This window comes from Roseateles cavernae, from assembly GCF_040187885.1.
Classification (GTDB): Bacteria; Pseudomonadota; Gammaproteobacteria; order Burkholderiales; family Burkholderiaceae_C; genus Roseateles_E; species Roseateles_E cavernae.
In genome coordinates, this window is the sequence record NZ_JBDPLH010000016.1 from 1 (window position 1) to 16,164 (window position 16,164).

The 16,164-nt window shown below is 67.9% G+C and carries 9 protein-coding genes and 1 tRNA gene; 6 read left to right on the forward strand and 4 right to left on the reverse strand.

The window, feature by feature from the left end:
• Positions 1-63: 63 nt before the first annotated feature.
• The 3 genes from ABGI63_RS24310 to ABGI63_RS24320 all read left to right on the forward strand — a co-directional run bounded on the left by ABGI63_RS24310 (position 64) and on the right by ABGI63_RS24320 (position 3,143).
• Positions 64-1,152 (forward strand): patatin-like phospholipase family protein, encoded by a 1,089-nt coding sequence (locus tag ABGI63_RS24310; protein ID WP_349745144.1) that lies wholly within the window; start codon positions 64-66, stop codon positions 1,150-1,152.
• A 35-nt stretch (positions 1,153-1,187) separates the two neighbouring features.
• Positions 1,188-1,261 (forward strand) — tRNA-Gly (locus ABGI63_RS24315).
• A gap of 112 nt (positions 1,262-1,373) precedes the next feature.
• Positions 1,374-3,143 (forward strand): bifunctional diguanylate cyclase/phosphodiesterase, encoded by a 1,770-nt coding sequence (locus tag ABGI63_RS24320; RefSeq protein ID WP_349745145.1) that lies wholly within the window; start codon positions 1,374-1,376, stop codon positions 3,141-3,143.
• A 16-nt stretch (positions 3,144-3,159) separates the two neighbouring features.
• Here the strand turns inward: ABGI63_RS24320 and ABGI63_RS24325 are convergent, their stop codons facing one another.
• A complete protein-coding gene (locus tag ABGI63_RS24325; protein ID WP_349745146.1) occupies positions 3,160-4,101 on the reverse strand; it encodes a diguanylate cyclase domain-containing protein in 942 nt (313 codons plus the stop codon).
• On the reverse strand, positions 4,098-9,314 hold the full coding sequence (locus ABGI63_RS24330) for a PAS domain S-box protein (RefSeq protein WP_349745147.1): 5,217 nt from the start codon (positions 9,312-9,314) through the stop codon (positions 4,098-4,100). The genes ABGI63_RS24325 and ABGI63_RS24330 overlap by 4 nt, the downstream gene beginning before the upstream one ends.
• Positions 9,315-9,468: 154 nt before the next feature.
• Here ABGI63_RS24330 and ABGI63_RS24335 point away from each other — a divergent pair, with 154 nt between their 5' ends.
• A complete protein-coding gene (locus ABGI63_RS24335) occupies positions 9,469-10,398 on the forward strand; it encodes a diguanylate cyclase domain-containing protein (protein WP_349745148.1) in 930 nt (309 codons plus the stop codon).
• Here ABGI63_RS24335 and ABGI63_RS24340 read toward each other — a convergent pair whose 3' ends face one another.
• Complete coding sequence (locus ABGI63_RS24340) at positions 10,399-11,889, reverse strand: NAD-dependent succinate-semialdehyde dehydrogenase (protein WP_349745149.1); 1,491 nt, start codon at positions 11,887-11,889, stop codon at positions 10,399-10,401.
• Positions 11,890-12,034: 145 nt separating this feature from the next.
• Here ABGI63_RS24340 and alaS point away from each other — a divergent pair, with 145 nt between their 5' ends.
• Positions 12,035-14,665, forward strand: coding sequence for an alanine--tRNA ligase (alaS, locus tag ABGI63_RS24345; protein ID WP_349745150.1), 2,631 nt, complete (start codon positions 12,035-12,037; stop codon positions 14,663-14,665).
• Positions 14,666-14,738: 73 nt separating this feature from the next.
• Positions 14,739-15,440 carry a UPF0149 family protein gene (locus ABGI63_RS24350; protein WP_171018281.1) on the forward strand — a complete coding sequence of 234 codons (702 nt, stop codon included), beginning with the start codon at positions 14,739-14,741 and terminating at the stop codon, positions 15,438-15,440.
• A gap of 15 nt (positions 15,441-15,455) precedes the next feature.
• On the opposite strand, the gene ABGI63_RS24355 is transcribed toward ABGI63_RS24350, so the two are convergent.
• Positions 15,456-15,938 carry an SET domain-containing protein gene (locus tag ABGI63_RS24355; RefSeq protein WP_269841052.1) on the reverse strand — a complete coding sequence of 161 codons (483 nt, stop codon included), beginning with the start codon at positions 15,936-15,938 and terminating at the stop codon, positions 15,456-15,458.
• Between the last annotated feature and the right edge of the window lie 226 nt (positions 15,939-16,164).

Below are 16,164 nucleotides of genomic sequence, written 5' to 3' on the forward strand. Positions count from 1 at the left end.
GATTGCGAAACGGGACTTACGAGCTGAAATTCAACAGCCTGCTAGGCCCGCTATGCTCGGCCGATGAGCCAGAAGCCCGCTGCAATCCCCCGCCCCCCTGGCCAACTTGTCTTGGTCCTGCAAGGCGGCGGCGCGCTGGGGGCCTATCAGCTGGGCGTCTACGAGGCCTTGCATGAGGCCGGGCTGGAGCCCGACTGGGTGGTGGGCACCTCGATAGGCGCGATCAACGGCGCGCTGATCGCCGGCAATGCACCGGAGCTGCGGCTGCAGCGTCTGTGCGAGTTCTGGGACCTGGTCGGCCAGCCAGCGCCCTGGGGGCCGGCCTGGAACAATCTGGCGACCGTGAGCCGGGACATCCCGGGTTTCTTCGAGCCCGGCCCCGGCAGCCTTTACGGCCCGCAGACCCGACTCGGCCTGGAGCGCGCCGCCTACTACAGCACCGCGCCGCTGCAGCAGACCCTCGCGCGACTGCTGGACTTCGAGCGCCTGCAGCAAGCCGCGCCGACCCGGCTGACGGTGGGCTGCGTCAGCGCCCGCAGCGGCCAGATGCATTATTTCGACAGCCGCGACCAGGCGCTGGACGCCCGCCACATCATGGCCTCCGGCGCGCTGCCGCCGGCCTTCCCGGCGGTGCGCATCAATGACGATGAGCCCTTCTGGGATGGCGGCATCTACTCGAACACGCCGCTGGAATGCGTGCTCGACGACAACCCGCGGCGCGACTCGACGATCTTCTCCATCCACCTCTGGAATCCCGAAGGCCCCGAGCCCGAGAGCATCTGGGAGGTCGGCAACCGCCAGAAGGACATCCAGTACGCCAGCCGCATCGACGCGGCGCTGGCCCGCCAGCAGCAGATCCACCACCTGCGCCACATCATCCGCGAGCTGGGCCGCCAGCTGCCGGCCGAGCAGCGCCGCAGCCCTGCCGCGCGCGAGCTGACGGCATGGGGCTGCGGTACCCAGATGCATGTGCTGCGCCTGCTGGCACCACGCCTGCCCGGCGAGGACCAGACCAAGGACATGGACTTCAGCCGCGCCAGCATCGAAGCGCGCCGCGCGGCCGGCCTGGCCGACACCCGCGCCGCGCTCCAGGCCCGACCCTGGACACGCCCGGTCGACCCCAGCGAAGGTGTGCATGTGCATGACTGCTGAGCAGCATCTGGCACTGGGCTAGAATTCGCGCCGACGCGGGTGTAGTTCAATGGTAGAACTTCTGCTTCCCAAGCAGATAGCGTGGGTTCGATTCCCATCACCCGCTCCAACGGCAAAAGCCTGGTGACTCCCAAGTCACCAGGCTTTTGCCGTCTGGGACGAGCATCAGCCCAGGTCCAAGCCCGCTTAATATCGCTCCCATCCCGACTGCGGAGCCCCTCATGCAATTCCCCCTGCCAGCCCAGGAACTCGAACGGCTGAAAGACTTGCAGGCACTGGGCCTGCTGGACAGCGCCCGGGATCCGGCTTTCGACGATCTGGTCAGCCTGGCGGCCGAGTGGTGCGAGGTGCCGATCGCGGCGATCAGCCTGGTCGACGCGAACCGCCAATGGTTCAAGGCCCGCTGCGGGCTTGATGCCGGCGAGACGCCGCGGGACCAGTCCTTCTGCACCCACGCGATCCTGAAACCCGATGAGCTGATGCAGGTTCGCGACGCCCTGCTCGACCCGCGCTTTGCCGACAATCCGCTGGTGACCGGCGAACTCGGCATCCGCTTCTATGCCGGAGCTCCGCTATTGAGCACCAAGGGCTATGCGCTGGGTGCGTTGTGCGTGATCGACCGCAAGCCGCGCGAGCTGACGGCGTCGCAGCAGCGTGCGCTGATCATTCTGGCGCGCCAGGTCGGCATGCTGATCGAGTTGCGCCGCAAGCGCTCTCAGCTAGAACAGCAGGAGAGCTTTTTGCTCACCGTGATCGAGTCGCTGCACGAGGGCGTGGTCATCAGCGACAGCAGCCGCCGGCTGACGCTGGCCAACCAGAGCGCGAGCGAGATCCTGGGCCTGCCGCTGCACAAGGATATCGGCAAGGTGCCGACGCCCGACCCCAGCAGCTGGCGCGATATGGAGGGCCGGCCGCTGCGCCCGGAGGACATGCCGGCCGAACGCACGCTGCGCGGTGGTGAAGTGCTGAGCAAGGTCTATACCCGCTTGCGGCGCCGTGACGGCAGCGATCGGGTGCTTGAGCACAACACCCGGCCGCTGAAGCGCAATGGCGGCATCGACGGCGTGGTCGTGTCCTTCAGCGATGTGACCGACAAACTGACGGCACTGCAGCAGCTGCGCGACAGCGAGGCCCGGCTGCGCGGCATTACCGACAATGTGCCGGCCCTGATCGCCTATGTGGATGGCGCGCAGCGGGTGCGCTTCTGCAACCGCGTGGCACTCGAGTGGGGTCAGCGCAGCGCCGAGCAGGTGCTGGACCATCCGCTGGAATCGATGATGGGCGCCACCGAGTACGCCAGCCACCGCGAGCATGTGCTGGCCGCGCTGGCCGGGCAGCGGCGCGAGTTCGGCTTCTGGTCGGCGGTGCCGGGCGAGCCGCGCTTTCTGCAGTTCAGCTATGTGCCGGACTGCTGCGACAAGGGCAATGTGCAGGGCTTCTTCGTGCTCGCCAGTGATCTGACCGCCATGAAGAACCTGGAGATCCAGCTGGCTGCGGAGGCTCGCTTCGATGCGCTGACCGGTCTGCCGAACCGGCGCCATTTCCACGAACAGCTCGACCAGGGCCTGCTGCGCGCGCAGCGCCACGGCACGCGGCTGGCCCTGGGTTTTCTGGATCTCGACGGCTTCAAGCTGATCAACGACCAGCACGGCCATGCAATCGGCGATGCGGTGCTCAAGGAATTCGGCCGGCGTCTGCGCGCCAGCGTGCGTCAGACCGACTTCGTCGCCCGCCTGGCCGGCGACGAGTTCACCGTGCTGCTGGAGGACGTGCAGCAGGCCCATGAGCTGGCGCCGCTGGCAAGGAAGATCCTGGCCGCGATACGCGCCCCCTTCGAGCTGGCCGGCGGCCTGCAACTGCCGGTGCGCACCAGCCTGGGCCTGGCGCTGGCCGGTTCGGGCGAGCGTGCCGCCGCGCTGGTCGAGCGTGCCGACGCGGCGATGTACCGCGCCAAGTCGCAGGGGCGCGACGACTACGTGATCGTCGGTTAGCGACCGTGGCCAGGCCCTAGATCGCCACGCTGCACACCCGCGCGCGCCCTTCGGCCTTGGCCCGGTAGAGCTGGCGATCGGCCAGCTCCAGCATGCCGGCGACGCTGTGGCGAGCGCCCGGCACGCCGCACACCATGCCCAGGCTGATCGTCAGCACATCGGCCACCTCCGAGGCGGCATGGGGACTGCGCAGGCCGCGCACCGCCTGCTCCAGCATCTGCGCCACACGTTGCGCGCCCTCCATATCGGTCTCGGGCAGCAGCACCGCGAACTCCTCGCCGCCATAGCGGCACAGCAGGTCGCCTGGTCGCTTGAGGCCGCTGCGCAGCGCCACCGCGACGCCGCGCAAGGCATCGTCGCCGGCGAGATGGCCGTAGCAGTCGTTGTAGCGCTTGAAGTAGTCAACGTCCACCAGCAGCATCGCCAGGCTGCTGCCATTGCGCAGCGCGCGCTGGAACTCGGCCTCGCCGCGCTCATCGAAAAAACGCCGGTTGTGCAGTCCTGTCAGCCCGTCGACGAAAGCCTGCTGGCGCAGCAGGTCGGACTGCAGCTTCAGGGTCAGATGGGTCTTGACGCGCGCACGCACCACGGCCGGGTTGAAGGGCTTGCTGATGAAGTCGACCGCCCCGCCTTCCAGGGCCCGCGTCTCGCTGGTGGCGTCCTGGTGGGCGGTGACGAAGATGATGGGCATCGCGGCCAGCTGGGCGTCGGCCTTCAGCCGCCGGCAGACCTCGTAGCCATCCATGCCAGGCATCTGCACATCGAGCAGCAGCAGATCGGGCTGCTGCTCGCGGCACAGCGTCAGCGCCTGCTCGCCCGAGGTGGCCATGAGGACCTGGCAATCGGCCGCGAACACCTGGTGCAGCGCCTGGATATTGAGCGGCTGGTCGTCGACCAAGAGCAGCCGCGGCGGACGGCCCAGCAGGTCCTTCAGGTCGATGGCGATGTCGCTGCTCATGGGGCAAGGTCTCCGATCATGGCTTCGCAGTATTGCAGAGCACGCGGAAAATCCAGCGACGCCATCGCCTCATCGAGTTCATCCAGGCTCAGCGTCATGCCATGGCGGCTGCGCAGCTGCTCCAGTGCGTCGAGCGCGGCCAGATCGGACCGGCGCAGAAGCAGAGCCAGCGCGCCCAGATCCTCCAGCGCCTGCGCACGGTCCAGGGGGCCTGCCGGCGCCGCCGGCGCCGCGCGGGCGCTCAGCACCTCGGACACGCGGGCCATCAGCGCGAGGCTGTCGCGCATGCGCTGCGCCAGCTCGGCCCGCCAGGCCGGCCCGGGCAGACGGCCTTGCTGAAGCTCGGTCTCACCGTGGCGCGCCAATGCGGCCAGCCGGTCCGCACCCAGCGTGGCAGCCAGGCCGCGAAAGCCGTGCAGCGTCGCGGCAGCAGCCGCCCGCTCGCCACGCTGAAGTTGCAGGTCAAGCTGATCCGGCAAGGCCGCAGCGCTGGCGGCGAAGGATGTCAGCATGCGCGCATACAGCTCGGTCTTGCCCATCAGGCGCTGCAGCGCGCCGGTCAGGTCCAGGCCCGCAGCCGCAGCCTGCCGGCCCAGCGTCTCGGGCACGCCAGTGACAACGACCGGGGCCGCCGCAGCGATGGCACTGCGCCCGGTATAGCGGCACAACAGCCGCACCAGCGCCTCGATCTCGAAGGGCTTGCCGACATGCTCGTCCATGCCGGCCGCGTGGCATTCGACCCGGTCGGCATCGCTGGCATTGGCCGTCATCGCAATGATGGGCAGACCGGCATGGGCCTCCTGAGCGCGGATGTGGCGGGTAGCGGTATAGCCGTCCATCACCGGCATCTGCACATCCATCAGTACCGCGTCGATGTGCTTGCCAGCGGCCAGCACATCCAGCGCCTGCCGTCCATCGCCGGCCAACAGCACCTCGGCGCCTTCGTCCTGCAGCAGCTCGCGGGCCACCTGCTGGTTGTTCACATTGTCCTCGACCACCAGCAGGCGCAGGCCGGACAGGCGCTGCGCACCCGACACCTGTCCCTCCACAGCCGGTGTCGGCTCCGGCGCAGGCAGCTCGGTCGGTGCTGGCACCGGCAGGCTCAGCTCGAAGAAGAACTCGCTGCCCTGACCAGGCTGGCTTTGCAGTCTCAGTTGCCCGCCCATCAGCTGAACCAGATGCTGACTGATCGCCAGCCCCAGGCCGGTGCCACCGAAGCGACGCGTCGTCGTCGCTTCGGCCTGGGTGAAACCGGTGAAGATCTTGTCCTGGTGCTCGGGCGCAATGCCGATGCCGGTATCGCTGACACGCAGCTCCAGCCTCTGCAGACCGGCCTCAAGCCCGAGCGCCCGCAAGCTCAAGTGCACCGAGCCGGCAGCGGTGAACTTGATCGCATTGCCGCCCAGATTGACCAGCACCTGCTGCAGGCGCAGGGCATCACCCGTCAGCCAGTCCGGCAGTTTCGGATCAAGCTCGCAGACGAGGCTCAAGGGCTTGCCATCCAGATAGGCCTCGAGAATCACCCGGGTGTCGCGCATCAGCCTTGTCAGATTGAAGGGCTGAAGGTCCAGACCCATCTTGCCGGCCTCGATCTTGGAGAAGTCCAGGATGTCGTTGAGCAAGCCCAGCAGCGAGCGTGCCGCGCCCTCGGTCTTGTCGGCATAGTCGCGCTGGCGTTCATCGAGCCCGGTCTTCTGCAGCAGCTTCAGCATGCCCAGGATGGCATTCATCGGCGTGCGGATCTCGTGGCTCATATTGGCAAGAAACTGGCTCTTGGCGGCGCTGGCTTGCTCGGCCTGCGCCATCGCGTCGCGCAGCGAGGCCTCCTGCTCCTTTTGCCGGGTGACGTCATAGGCGACGCCCAAATAGCCGTACAGCCCTCCGTCGGGGTCGCGCATTTCGGTGACCACGCGCATGGCCGGGAAGCGGCTGCCATCCTTGCGCACATAGCGGCACTCCACCTCCTGACCCAGCTGCGAGGGATGGATCATCGCGGCGAAGCCGCTGAGCTCCTGCCCTACCTGGGCCGACACGGCGCGGCCGTAGCTGGCCAGGTCCTCGGGTACATGCAGGTCCTCGGTGCCGCGCCGGCCGACCAGTTCCTCGGCCGCGTAGCCCAGCAATTGCTCGGCACCGCGATTGAAGACAGTGATCAAGCGCCGGCGGTCGGTCGCGATGATGGCAATCTTGCTGGCCGCGTCCAGCACGGCCTTCAGCATCGCCAGGGTCTGGGCCAACGCGGCGGCAGCACGGCGCTGCTCGCTGACATCGGTATAGGTCGTGACAAAGCCTCCGCCAGGAAGCGGCGCGCTGCGCATCTCCAGCACCAGCCCGCCCGGGCGGTTGCGCTCCCAGTAATGCGGCGCTTGCATCGCGTCGCGGGCACGGGCGAAGGCGGCCTGCAGTGCCTGCTCGGTGTCGAGCTCACCGTACTCGCGCCGACTCTGCATCAAGAGCGCGACTTTTTCCACGGTGACCGGTGAGCTGGCGAAGAAATCATCGTCGAGCTCGTACATGCGGGCATAGCGGCTGTTGTGCAGCATCAGCTGCATCTGCGCATCGAACATCGTCAGACCGCAGGGCAGATTCTCCAGCATCACCTGCATCAGCTCGCTGCTGCGCCGCTGCGCGGCCTCCAGACGCTTGCGCTCGCTGATGTCGATATAGGTGGTGACGAAGCCGCCTCCCGGCATCGGCGCACCGCGCACCTCCAACGCCGTACCGTCCACGCGCACCCGCTCGAACTGATGCACGCTGGGTCGGCGCGCGCGCTCGATGATCTGTTCGACCGTGACCTCGATGTCACTGCTATTGCCATACTCGCCGCGCCGGGCATTGAAACGGATGATGTCTTCGAAGCGTGTGGTCCGGTCGACCACCATCTCGGCGGGGAAACCCAGCAGCGTGACGAACTGTTCGTTGTGGGCGACCAGGCGCAGATCCGCATCGAACACGCTGAGCGCGCAAGGCAGGTTGTCCATCACGCTGCGGAGCACCTCGTTGCTGCGCCGCATCGAGTCCTCCAGCGCCCTGCGTTCGGTGATGTCTTGCAGGGTGCCGTTGATACGAACCACGCGCTCGCCGTCGAACTCAGGTTCGCCGATCGCGCGCACCCAGATCTCGCGGCCCAGCGCCGTCGTCAGGCGCAGCTCCAGATCCGCACTCTCACGCGCCTTGAAGGCGCGCTGCAGCGCTGCGCGTATCGCCAGCCGGCCCGACAGGTCGTAGTACTCCAGCGCTTCCTGCAGATCGGGTTGGCGCTGCGGCTGCAGGTCGTGGATGCGGAAGGTCTGATCGGTCCAGTGCAGACTCATGTCGCTGAACTCGACCTGCCAGCCACCGATGCCGGCGATCCGGCCGGCGCGCTCCAGCACCGCTTCGCTGTCGCGCAGCGCCTGCTCCATGGTCTTGCGCTCGGTGATGTCCAGGTGCGTGCCGGATATCCATAACGGCTCGCCCGACGGCGTGTACGCATAGAGCTTGCCGCGCGTCAGCACCCAGACCCAATGGCCGTTCTTGTGGTGCACCCGCAGCTCGGCCTCGTAATGGTCGATTTCACCGCGCAGATGGCGCTGCAGGAGCAGCTCGGACATCGCCAGGTCGTCCGGATGGGCCAGATGGGACCAGGTGTGATAGCCCAGCGGCTCCAGCTCGGCCAGGGTGTAGCCCAGCATGCCCGCCCAGCGCTCGTTGAAGCGCACCGTGCCGGCTTGCACGTTCCATTCCCAGGTGCCGGCGCCGGTGCCCTCGATGATGTTGGCCAGCCGTTCGCGCTCCTGCCACAGCTGCTCGGCCGCCTGCTTGCGCTCGGTGATGTCCAGCGCGATCTCGATGAAGCCGCTCAGGCGCCCGTGGACGTCGTGCACCGGCTGCAGCTCGGTATCGACCCAGTTGAGCTCGCCGCTCTTGCGGCGGTTCAGGATCTCGACCCGGCAGCCCCGGCCGGAGGCAGCCGCCTCGGCCAGGGTGGCCAGCACCTGCGGGCTGGCCAGGCCGCTGCCCAGCAGCTCGCCCGGCGTGCGGCCCAGGGCCTCGACGGCCTCGTAGCCGGTCACGCGGGTGAAGCCCTCGTTGACCCAGGTGATGCGCAGCTGGGTGTCGGTGGCGATAACCGCATTGGCCGTGGCCCGTGCCACCAGGGCCAGGCGCTCCAGATCGGCCGTCATCGTCCGTGCCAGACGCATGGCCCGCTCGCGCCCCGAGGCCAGCAGCCAGGCAGCCAGCGCCAGCGTCAGACTCAGCAGCCCCCCGCCCAGCGCCAGCCAGCGTGCGCTGCGATGGAAATGCTGGCGTTCGAAGTCCGGGCGCGTCGTGCTGCGCAGCAGCAGGCTGCTGCCGCCGACACTGATCTGGCGCTGCTGCGTGAACAGCGGCGACGCCACGGCGGCATCCAATGAGGTGAACATGGCGGACTGCGGATCCGGCTGCGTCCCGGTGAAAAGCTCCAGCTTCAGCTGCCCGTCGGCCACCCGGTCCAGCCCGGCCAGCACTTCGCGGGCGACGATGGGCGCGTAGACCAGGCCGACCAGGGCCTGCCAGCGCTGCGCGTCGGTGGTGGGATCGCTGCCGGGCCGGTAGATCGGTACCAGCAGCAGAAAGCCCGGCGACTGGGCGGCATCCTGGCGCAGCACGATGCGGCCGCTGAGCGCTGCCTGTCCGCTCAGCACCGCCCGTTCGACGGCCTCGCGCCGCACCGGCTCGCTGCCGACGTCCAACCCCAGCGCGGCGCGATTGGCGGCCAACGGCTCTATGTATTTGATGACGAACAGGTCCTCGGCCTTGCCCTGGGTGAGCAGCTCGAAATCGGGAGCACCGTCCGCCCGTGTCGCGGCCACGAAACGCGCGACATCGGCGCGCATCACGCGCTCGATGAATCCGAAACCGCGGATGCCGGGGAACTCATGATCGAGCTGACGCGAATCCACATAGGCGCGGAACTCGGCGCGCCGCACATCGCTGCTGGCGGCGTAGAGACCGCGCGCACCATTGAGGCCGTAGACGGGCAGTTGCAGACGCCGCACCAGCTCGCGCTCGACACGCTCCGACAGGCGCTCGAACTGGGTGCGAGCGTCCAGCACTTCGCGCTGCGCCAGCCAGTGCCAGGACAACAGGGTCAGCACCAGGCCGCCCAGCAGCACGGCGGCGCCCCAGACTGATGACCCGGCGCCCCGGAACAGCGAAGACCCGCGACCGATGGCAGGCGATGTGTGCATGCGTCCTCCCCGCATCGCTCGATGAGGCAGTCTATCCGCCCGGCGGTGGAATCCCCAGCAGCGCGGCCGGTCGCGATGGCTTCTAATCGCAGGCCATAGCAACAACTACAACAATCACTGCAGCGGCGATCGAGCCGCTGCCGGGAGCCAGGTCTTGAGCCATAGCGTGACGATGAAGGTCTTGTGGGTCGACGAGTACAGCCCGGCGATCCTCGCCGCCGAGCTGACCTCGCCCGAATGGGGACGTTTCTCGCTCGAACGCTGTGCCAGCCTCGAGGAGGCCGCGAAGGCGCTGGGGGAACGCAGCTACGACGCACTGCTGGCGGCCCTGCCCAGCGACCGGGCGGCCGGTCTCTCGGCCTGGGGGGCGCTGTCGCACGCGGTGATCGAGACCGCCGTGTTGGTGCTGAGCCCGGCCTGCCCTGCGCCTGCCGCACTGGAGCTGCTGCAGCGCGGCGTGCAGGACGTCGTGCTGCAGACCCAGTGGGGCCAGCACGGGCTGGCCCGCAGCCTGCGCTGGGCCATCGAGCGCCACCGGCTGGACCGCAGCGCGCGCAAGGCCTACGCCACCGATCTGGACACCGGCCTGCCGACCCGTGCCCAGCTGCTCGAGCACATCCACCATCTGCTGGCGCTGCGCCAGCGCGAACCCTCGCCGATGGCCTTGCTGGTGCTGCGGATCTCAGGGCTGAGCAAGGTGCGCGAGCGGCTGGGGCGCGAGAGCGTCAATGTGCTGCGCCGCCGCATGGCGGTGCGGCTGCGTGCCGGCGTGCGTGCCAGCGATGTTGTCGCGGCGATCGGCAGCGACAGCTTCGGCGTGCTGCTGGCCTCGACCGAGAAACCCGAGGACGCCGAACGGGTGGCGCAGAAACTGGCCGCGGCGCTGCAGAAACCGCTGAACCTGGCCGGTCATTCGATGAGCATCAGCGCCCGTGTCGGCATCGCCCGCTATCCGGCCGACGCCCAGGATGCCGAGACCCTGCTGCGCCTGGCCACCAGCAGCGCGGCCCATGCCCAGTTCGCGCCACCGGCGCCACCGCGCGCGCACAAGAAGGCGGCCAATGACGAGCCGCCCAGCCCCTGACTACTTCAGGATGTCGCCCAGGCAGAGGTACTTCATCTCGACATAGTCCTCGATGCCGTGGCGCGAGCCCTCGCGGCCCAGGCCGCTCTGCTTGACGCCGCCAAACGGCACCTCGGCCACCGAAATCAGGCCGGTGTTGACGCCCACCATGCCGTACTCCAGCGCCTCGCCGACCCGGAAGATGCGACCGATATCGCGGCTGTAGAAGTAGCTGGCCAGGCCGAACTCGGTGTTGTTGGCCTGGGCCACGACCTCGGCCTCGGTCTTGAACCTGAAGACCGGCGCCACCGGGCCGAAGGTCTCCTCGCGCGAGCACAGCATCTGCGCGCTGGCATCGGCCAGCAGGGTCGGCTCGAAGAAGCGCTCGCCCAGATCGGGCCGCTTCCTGCCGCCGGCCACCAGGCGCGCGCCCAGCGCCAGCGCATCGGCCACATGGGTCTCGACCTTGGCGACGGCCAGGTCATCGATCAGCGGGCCCTGGCTGACGCCGGCTTCGAAGCCATTGCCTATCTTGATGCCGGCCACCTTGGCGGCCAGCTTCTCGACGAATTGCTCGTAGACCGACTCCTGCACATAGAGGCGGTTCGCGCAGACGCAGGTCTGGCCGGCGTTGCGGTACTTGCTGGCCATCGCGCCCTCGACGGCGCTGTCGATATCGGCATCGTCGAAGACGATGAAGGGGGCGTTGCCGCCCAGCTCCAGCGAGAGCTTCTTGATCGTCGGCGCGCATTGCCGCATCAGGATGCGGCCGACCTCGGTCGAGCCGGTGAAGGACAGGTGGCGTATCACATCGCTTTCGCACAGCAGCTTGCCGATCGCGATCGAGCCCTCGCCATCGGCCGTCAGCACGTTCAGCACGCCCGAGGGCATGCCGGCGCGCTGGGCCAGCTCGGCCACCGCCAGCGCCGACAGCGGCGTCTGCTCGGCCGGCTTGATGATGACGGTGCAGCCGGCGGCCAGGGCCGGCGCGACCTTGCGGGTGATCATCGCGATCGGGAAATTCCAGGGCGTGATCGCGGCGCAGACGCCCATCGATTGCTTCAGCACCAGGTAGCGCTTGTTGTTGTCGGTGGTCGGGATGGTCTCGCCATAGACCCGCTTGCCCTCCTCGGCGAACCAGTCGATGAAGCTGGCGCCGTACACCACCTCGCCGCGCGCCTCGGCCAGCGGCTTGCCCTGCTCGGCCGTCATGATGCGGGCCAGGTCGTCGGCATGCTTGACCAGCAGCTGCTGCCAGCGCATCAGGATGGCGGCGCGTTCCTTGGCGGTCTTGCCGCGCCAGACCACCCAGGCATTGTTGGCGGCGGCGATGGCGGCCTCGGTCTCGGCCTGGCCCAGGTTGGCGACATCGGCCAGATGGGCGCCGGTGGCCGGGTCATGGACCGCAAACATGCTCTTGCCGCTGACCCATTCGCCATTGATCAGGGCCTGGGTCTTCAGCAGGCTGGCGTCTTCCAGCGCAGCCAGGGGACTGTTGTTGCCATCCGTCATGCGTCCTCCGATATCTATCCGATGGCCCAACTCTAAAGCAGAGCGGCTGCCGGCCCGGGCGGCCCCCGCCCTATAATCGAAATCCCCGAAAAATCAAGCATTTACCGCTGGCATCCCGGCCGGCGGTGCGCAGGAAAGCCCCGGAATGAAAGCAGCTGAGATTCGCCAAACCTTTCTGAAGTTCTTTGAGTCCAAAGGGCATCAGATCGTCTCCTCCAGCCCGGTCGTGCCCGGCGATGACCCGACGCTGCTGTTCACCAATGCGGGCATGAACCAGTTCAAGGACGTGTTCCTGGGCTTCGACAAGCGCGCCTACAGCCGCGCGACGACCAGCCAGAAGTGCATCCGTGCCGGTGGCAAGCACAACGACCTGGACAACGTCGGCTACACCGCGCGCCACCACACCTTCTTCGAGATGCTGGGCAACTTCTCGTTCGGCGACTACTTCAAGCACGATGCGATCCAGTACGCCTGGGAGCTGCTGACGACCAAGTTCAATCTGCCGGCCGAGAAGCTGTGGGTCACCGTCTATGCCGAGGACGACGAGGCTTACGAGATCTGGAACAAGGTGGTGGGCGTGCCCGCCGAGCGCATCGTGCGCATCGGCGACAACAAGGGCGGCCGCTATATGTCCGACAACTTCTGGATGATGGGCGATACCGGCCCCTGCGGCCCCTGCACCGAGATCTTCTACGACCACGGCCCCGAGATCGCTGGCGGCCCCCCGGGCTCACCCAATGAAGACGGCGACCGCTATATCGAGATCTGGAACAACGTCTTCATGCAGTTCAACCGCACCGAAGACGGTGTGATGCACAAGCTGCCCAAGCCTTCGGTCGACACCGGCATGGGCCTGGAGCGCCTGGCGGCCGTGCTGCAACATGTGCACTCGAACTACGAGATCGACACCTTTGTCGGCCTGCTGGCCGCCGCCAAGGCCGCCGTTGACGGTGCAGGAGCCGGCAACTGTGATGCCGACAGCGCCTCGCTGAAGGTCATCGCCGACCACATCCGCGCCTGCTCCTTCACCATCGTCGACGGCGTGATCCCCGGCAACGAGGGCCGCGGCTATGTCTTGCGCCGCATCGCCCGCCGCGCGATCCGCCATGGCTACAAGCTGGGCGCGCGCACCCCCTTCTTCCACAAGATCGTCGCCGAGCTGGTGAACCAGATGGGCGATGCCTACCCCGAGCTGCGCCAGGCCCAGGCCCGCGTGACCGAGGTGCTGAAGCAGGAAGAGGAGCGCTTCTTCCAGACCATTGCCAACGGCATGGAAATCCTGGAAGCCGCGCTGGCCAAGGGCGAGACCGTGTTCGACGGCGAGACCGCCTTCAAGCTGCACGACACCTATGGCTTCCCGGTCGACCTGACCGCCGACGTCTGCCGCGAGCGCGGCGTCACGGTGGACCAGGCCGGCTTCGACGCCGCGATGACGCGCCAGCGCGAGCAGGCCCGTGCGGCCGGCAAGTTCAAGATGGCCGCCGGCCTTGAGTACAAGGGCGCGCCCACGGCCTTCCATGGCTACGAGCACCTGGTCTGTGAAACCTCCAAGGTCACTGCCGTCTATGTGGACGGTGTCTCGGCCGAAGAAGCCAAGGCCGGCGACGATGCCGTGATCGTGCTGGACCACACGCCCTTCTACGCCGAGAGCGGCGGCCAGGCGGGCGATGCCGGCGAGCTGCGCAACAACAGCAGCCGCTTTGCCGTCGAGGACACGATCAAGATCCAGGCCGATGTGTTCGGCCACCATGGCCGCGTGCTGGAAGGCGCGATCAAGGTCGGCGACCAGTTCGTCGCCAAGGTCAACGCCGAGGCCCGTGCCAAGACCGTGCGCAATCACAGCGCCACCCACCTGATGCACAAGGCCTTGCGCGAGGTGCTGGGCGCCCATGTTCAGCAGAAGGGTTCGCTGGTCAACGCCGAGCGCACCCGCTTCGACTTCGCGCACAACGCACCGATGACGGCCGAGCAGATCGCCAAGGTCGAGGCCATCGTCAACGCCGAGATCCTGGCCAACGCCGGGGCGAAGGCCGAGGTCATGGCGCTGGACGACGCCCAGAAGAGCGGCGCGATGATGCTGTTCGGCGAGAAGTACGGCGAGACGGTGCGCGTGCTGAGCATCGGCAGCTCCAAGGAGCTGTGCGGCGGCACCCATGTCAAGGCCACCGGTGATATCGGCCTGTTCAAGATCGTCGCCGAGGGCGGCGTGGCCGCCGGCGTGCGCCGCGTCGAAGCCGTCACCGGCGACAACGCGCTGGCCTATCTGCAGTCGCTGGAAGCCACGGTGCAGGCCGTCGCCGGCAGCCTGAAGACGGCGCCCGCCGAGCTGGAGCAACGCATCCATGCGGTGCTGGACCAGGTCCGGTCGCTGGAGAAGGAGCTGGCCGCCGCCAAGAGCAAGCTGGCCTCGGCCCAGGGCGACGAGCTGCTGGCCCAGGCGGTGGACGTCAAGGGCCTGAAGGTGCTGGCCGCCCTGCTGCCCGGCGCCGATGCGAAAACCCTGCGCGAAACGATGGACAAGCTCAAGGACAAGCTGAAGACCGCCGCCATCGTCTTGGCTGCGGTCGACGGCGACAAGGTCCAGCTGGCCGCCGGCGTCACGGCCGACAGCATTGGCAAGATCAAGGCCGGCGACCTGGTCAACTTCGTCGCGCTGCAGGTCGGCGGCAAGGGCGGCGGCAAGCCCGATCTGGCCATGGCCGGCGGCACCGACGCGAAAGCCCTGCCCGCGGCCCTGGCCGGCGTGCAGGCCTGGATCGGCGAACGCCTGCTCTGAACCCGGCTACGATATTCCACACACGGGGGCCCCTCGGGGCCCCTGTTCTTTTTTGTTTTTTGAGGAGGCGCTTGTGAGCGACACCCTGGACCATGACAACGCCGAGCGCCTGGCCGCCCTGCTGAATATTCTTGCCGCGCAATCGAGCGAGGACGAAGAGGCGGTGCCGATCGACACCTTGGACGGCTATATGACGGCGCTGATCTGCGGCCCCGTCGTCGCCTCGCCGCTGCAGGCCATGGATGCCTTGTTCGGCGAGAACTGGCCCGAGCCGCTGCAGGCGCAGGACCAGCTGGAGGCCTTCACCGACGCGCTGCACGAGCGCTGGAACGAGATCGCCGAGAACCTGGCGCCCGAGCCACTGGCCGAGCAGCCCGACGCGATGCAACTGAGCCCGCTGATCACCGAGTTCGACGAGGCCACCAAGGCCGAGCTGCTGTCGCAAGGCGTGCTGCGCGCCGAGCAGCTGGCCGAGCTGCCGCCCACCGGCGTGATGTGGGTGGAGGGCTTTATGCAGGCGGTGGAAGACAACCAGCAGCACTGGTATGTGCACGACACCGACAGCGAGGCCGGCCAGATGCTGGACGCGATGCTGATGTCGGTGGCCGCCGTCGCGATGCCGGCCGGCGAGCAGCGCGAGGCCTATATCGTCGAGGCCTATGACGAAGGCGAAGAGGTGGACCAGGACGTGCTGATCGACGATGCGCTGTTCTCGGTGCAGGACCTGCGCCTGTTCTGGCTGCAGCACCCGGCACCGGAAGCGCCGCTGCACTGAGCAGCGCCGCTCGGCTCAGAGCCTGCCGCTGCAGTTCGGTGCGCCGCAGCGGCAGCGCAGCCGCCCCTCGTGGTGGCTGTCGCCGTAGTGGCAGGTGATCTCCTCGCCGGGTTCGATATCGCGCAGCGCATAGAACTCGACCCGGCCCTGGCGGATGCGCAGCACCGCGTTGGGCGCGCAGCAATGGTTGATATTGCGCATCGGCTCGGGAGAGTCCGTCGCATCCACCGCGCGAGTCTCCGACACCTCGACGATATGGATGCGCTCGCGCCCCTTGGCGCGGCGGCGCGCCTCGCGCACCGAGATCGACTCGCCGCGCATCTCGCCGATCTTGCGGCGCGCCGGGATCGCCTCCTCGGCGAACACCCCCAGACCGTCGATCGCGCTGGGCCCGGCCCGCAGCGCATAGCGCAGCGCCGGCTGCGGTTGGCCGCGCGGGCGTGGCGCTACTGCTTCGATGACGGGGCTGGGCGGGACGATGGCGGACAGGCGAGGCATGACCTGATTGTCGCCGCGATGCGACGTGCGCCCAGTTGACCTTGTCGCGCCAGGCCCAGCATACTGGGCCCATGTCGTGCCCTTGCCGCCCTCAACATCTGACCCTAGCCATCTGCTCCCAGCAGATGCATCGCTTCGTCTTTGACGATACGCGCCGGGGCCGGTACAGCGGCAGGCCCCCACGCTAGAAACCCACCGAATCCCCCCCGAGCCCGCTGAGACCCAG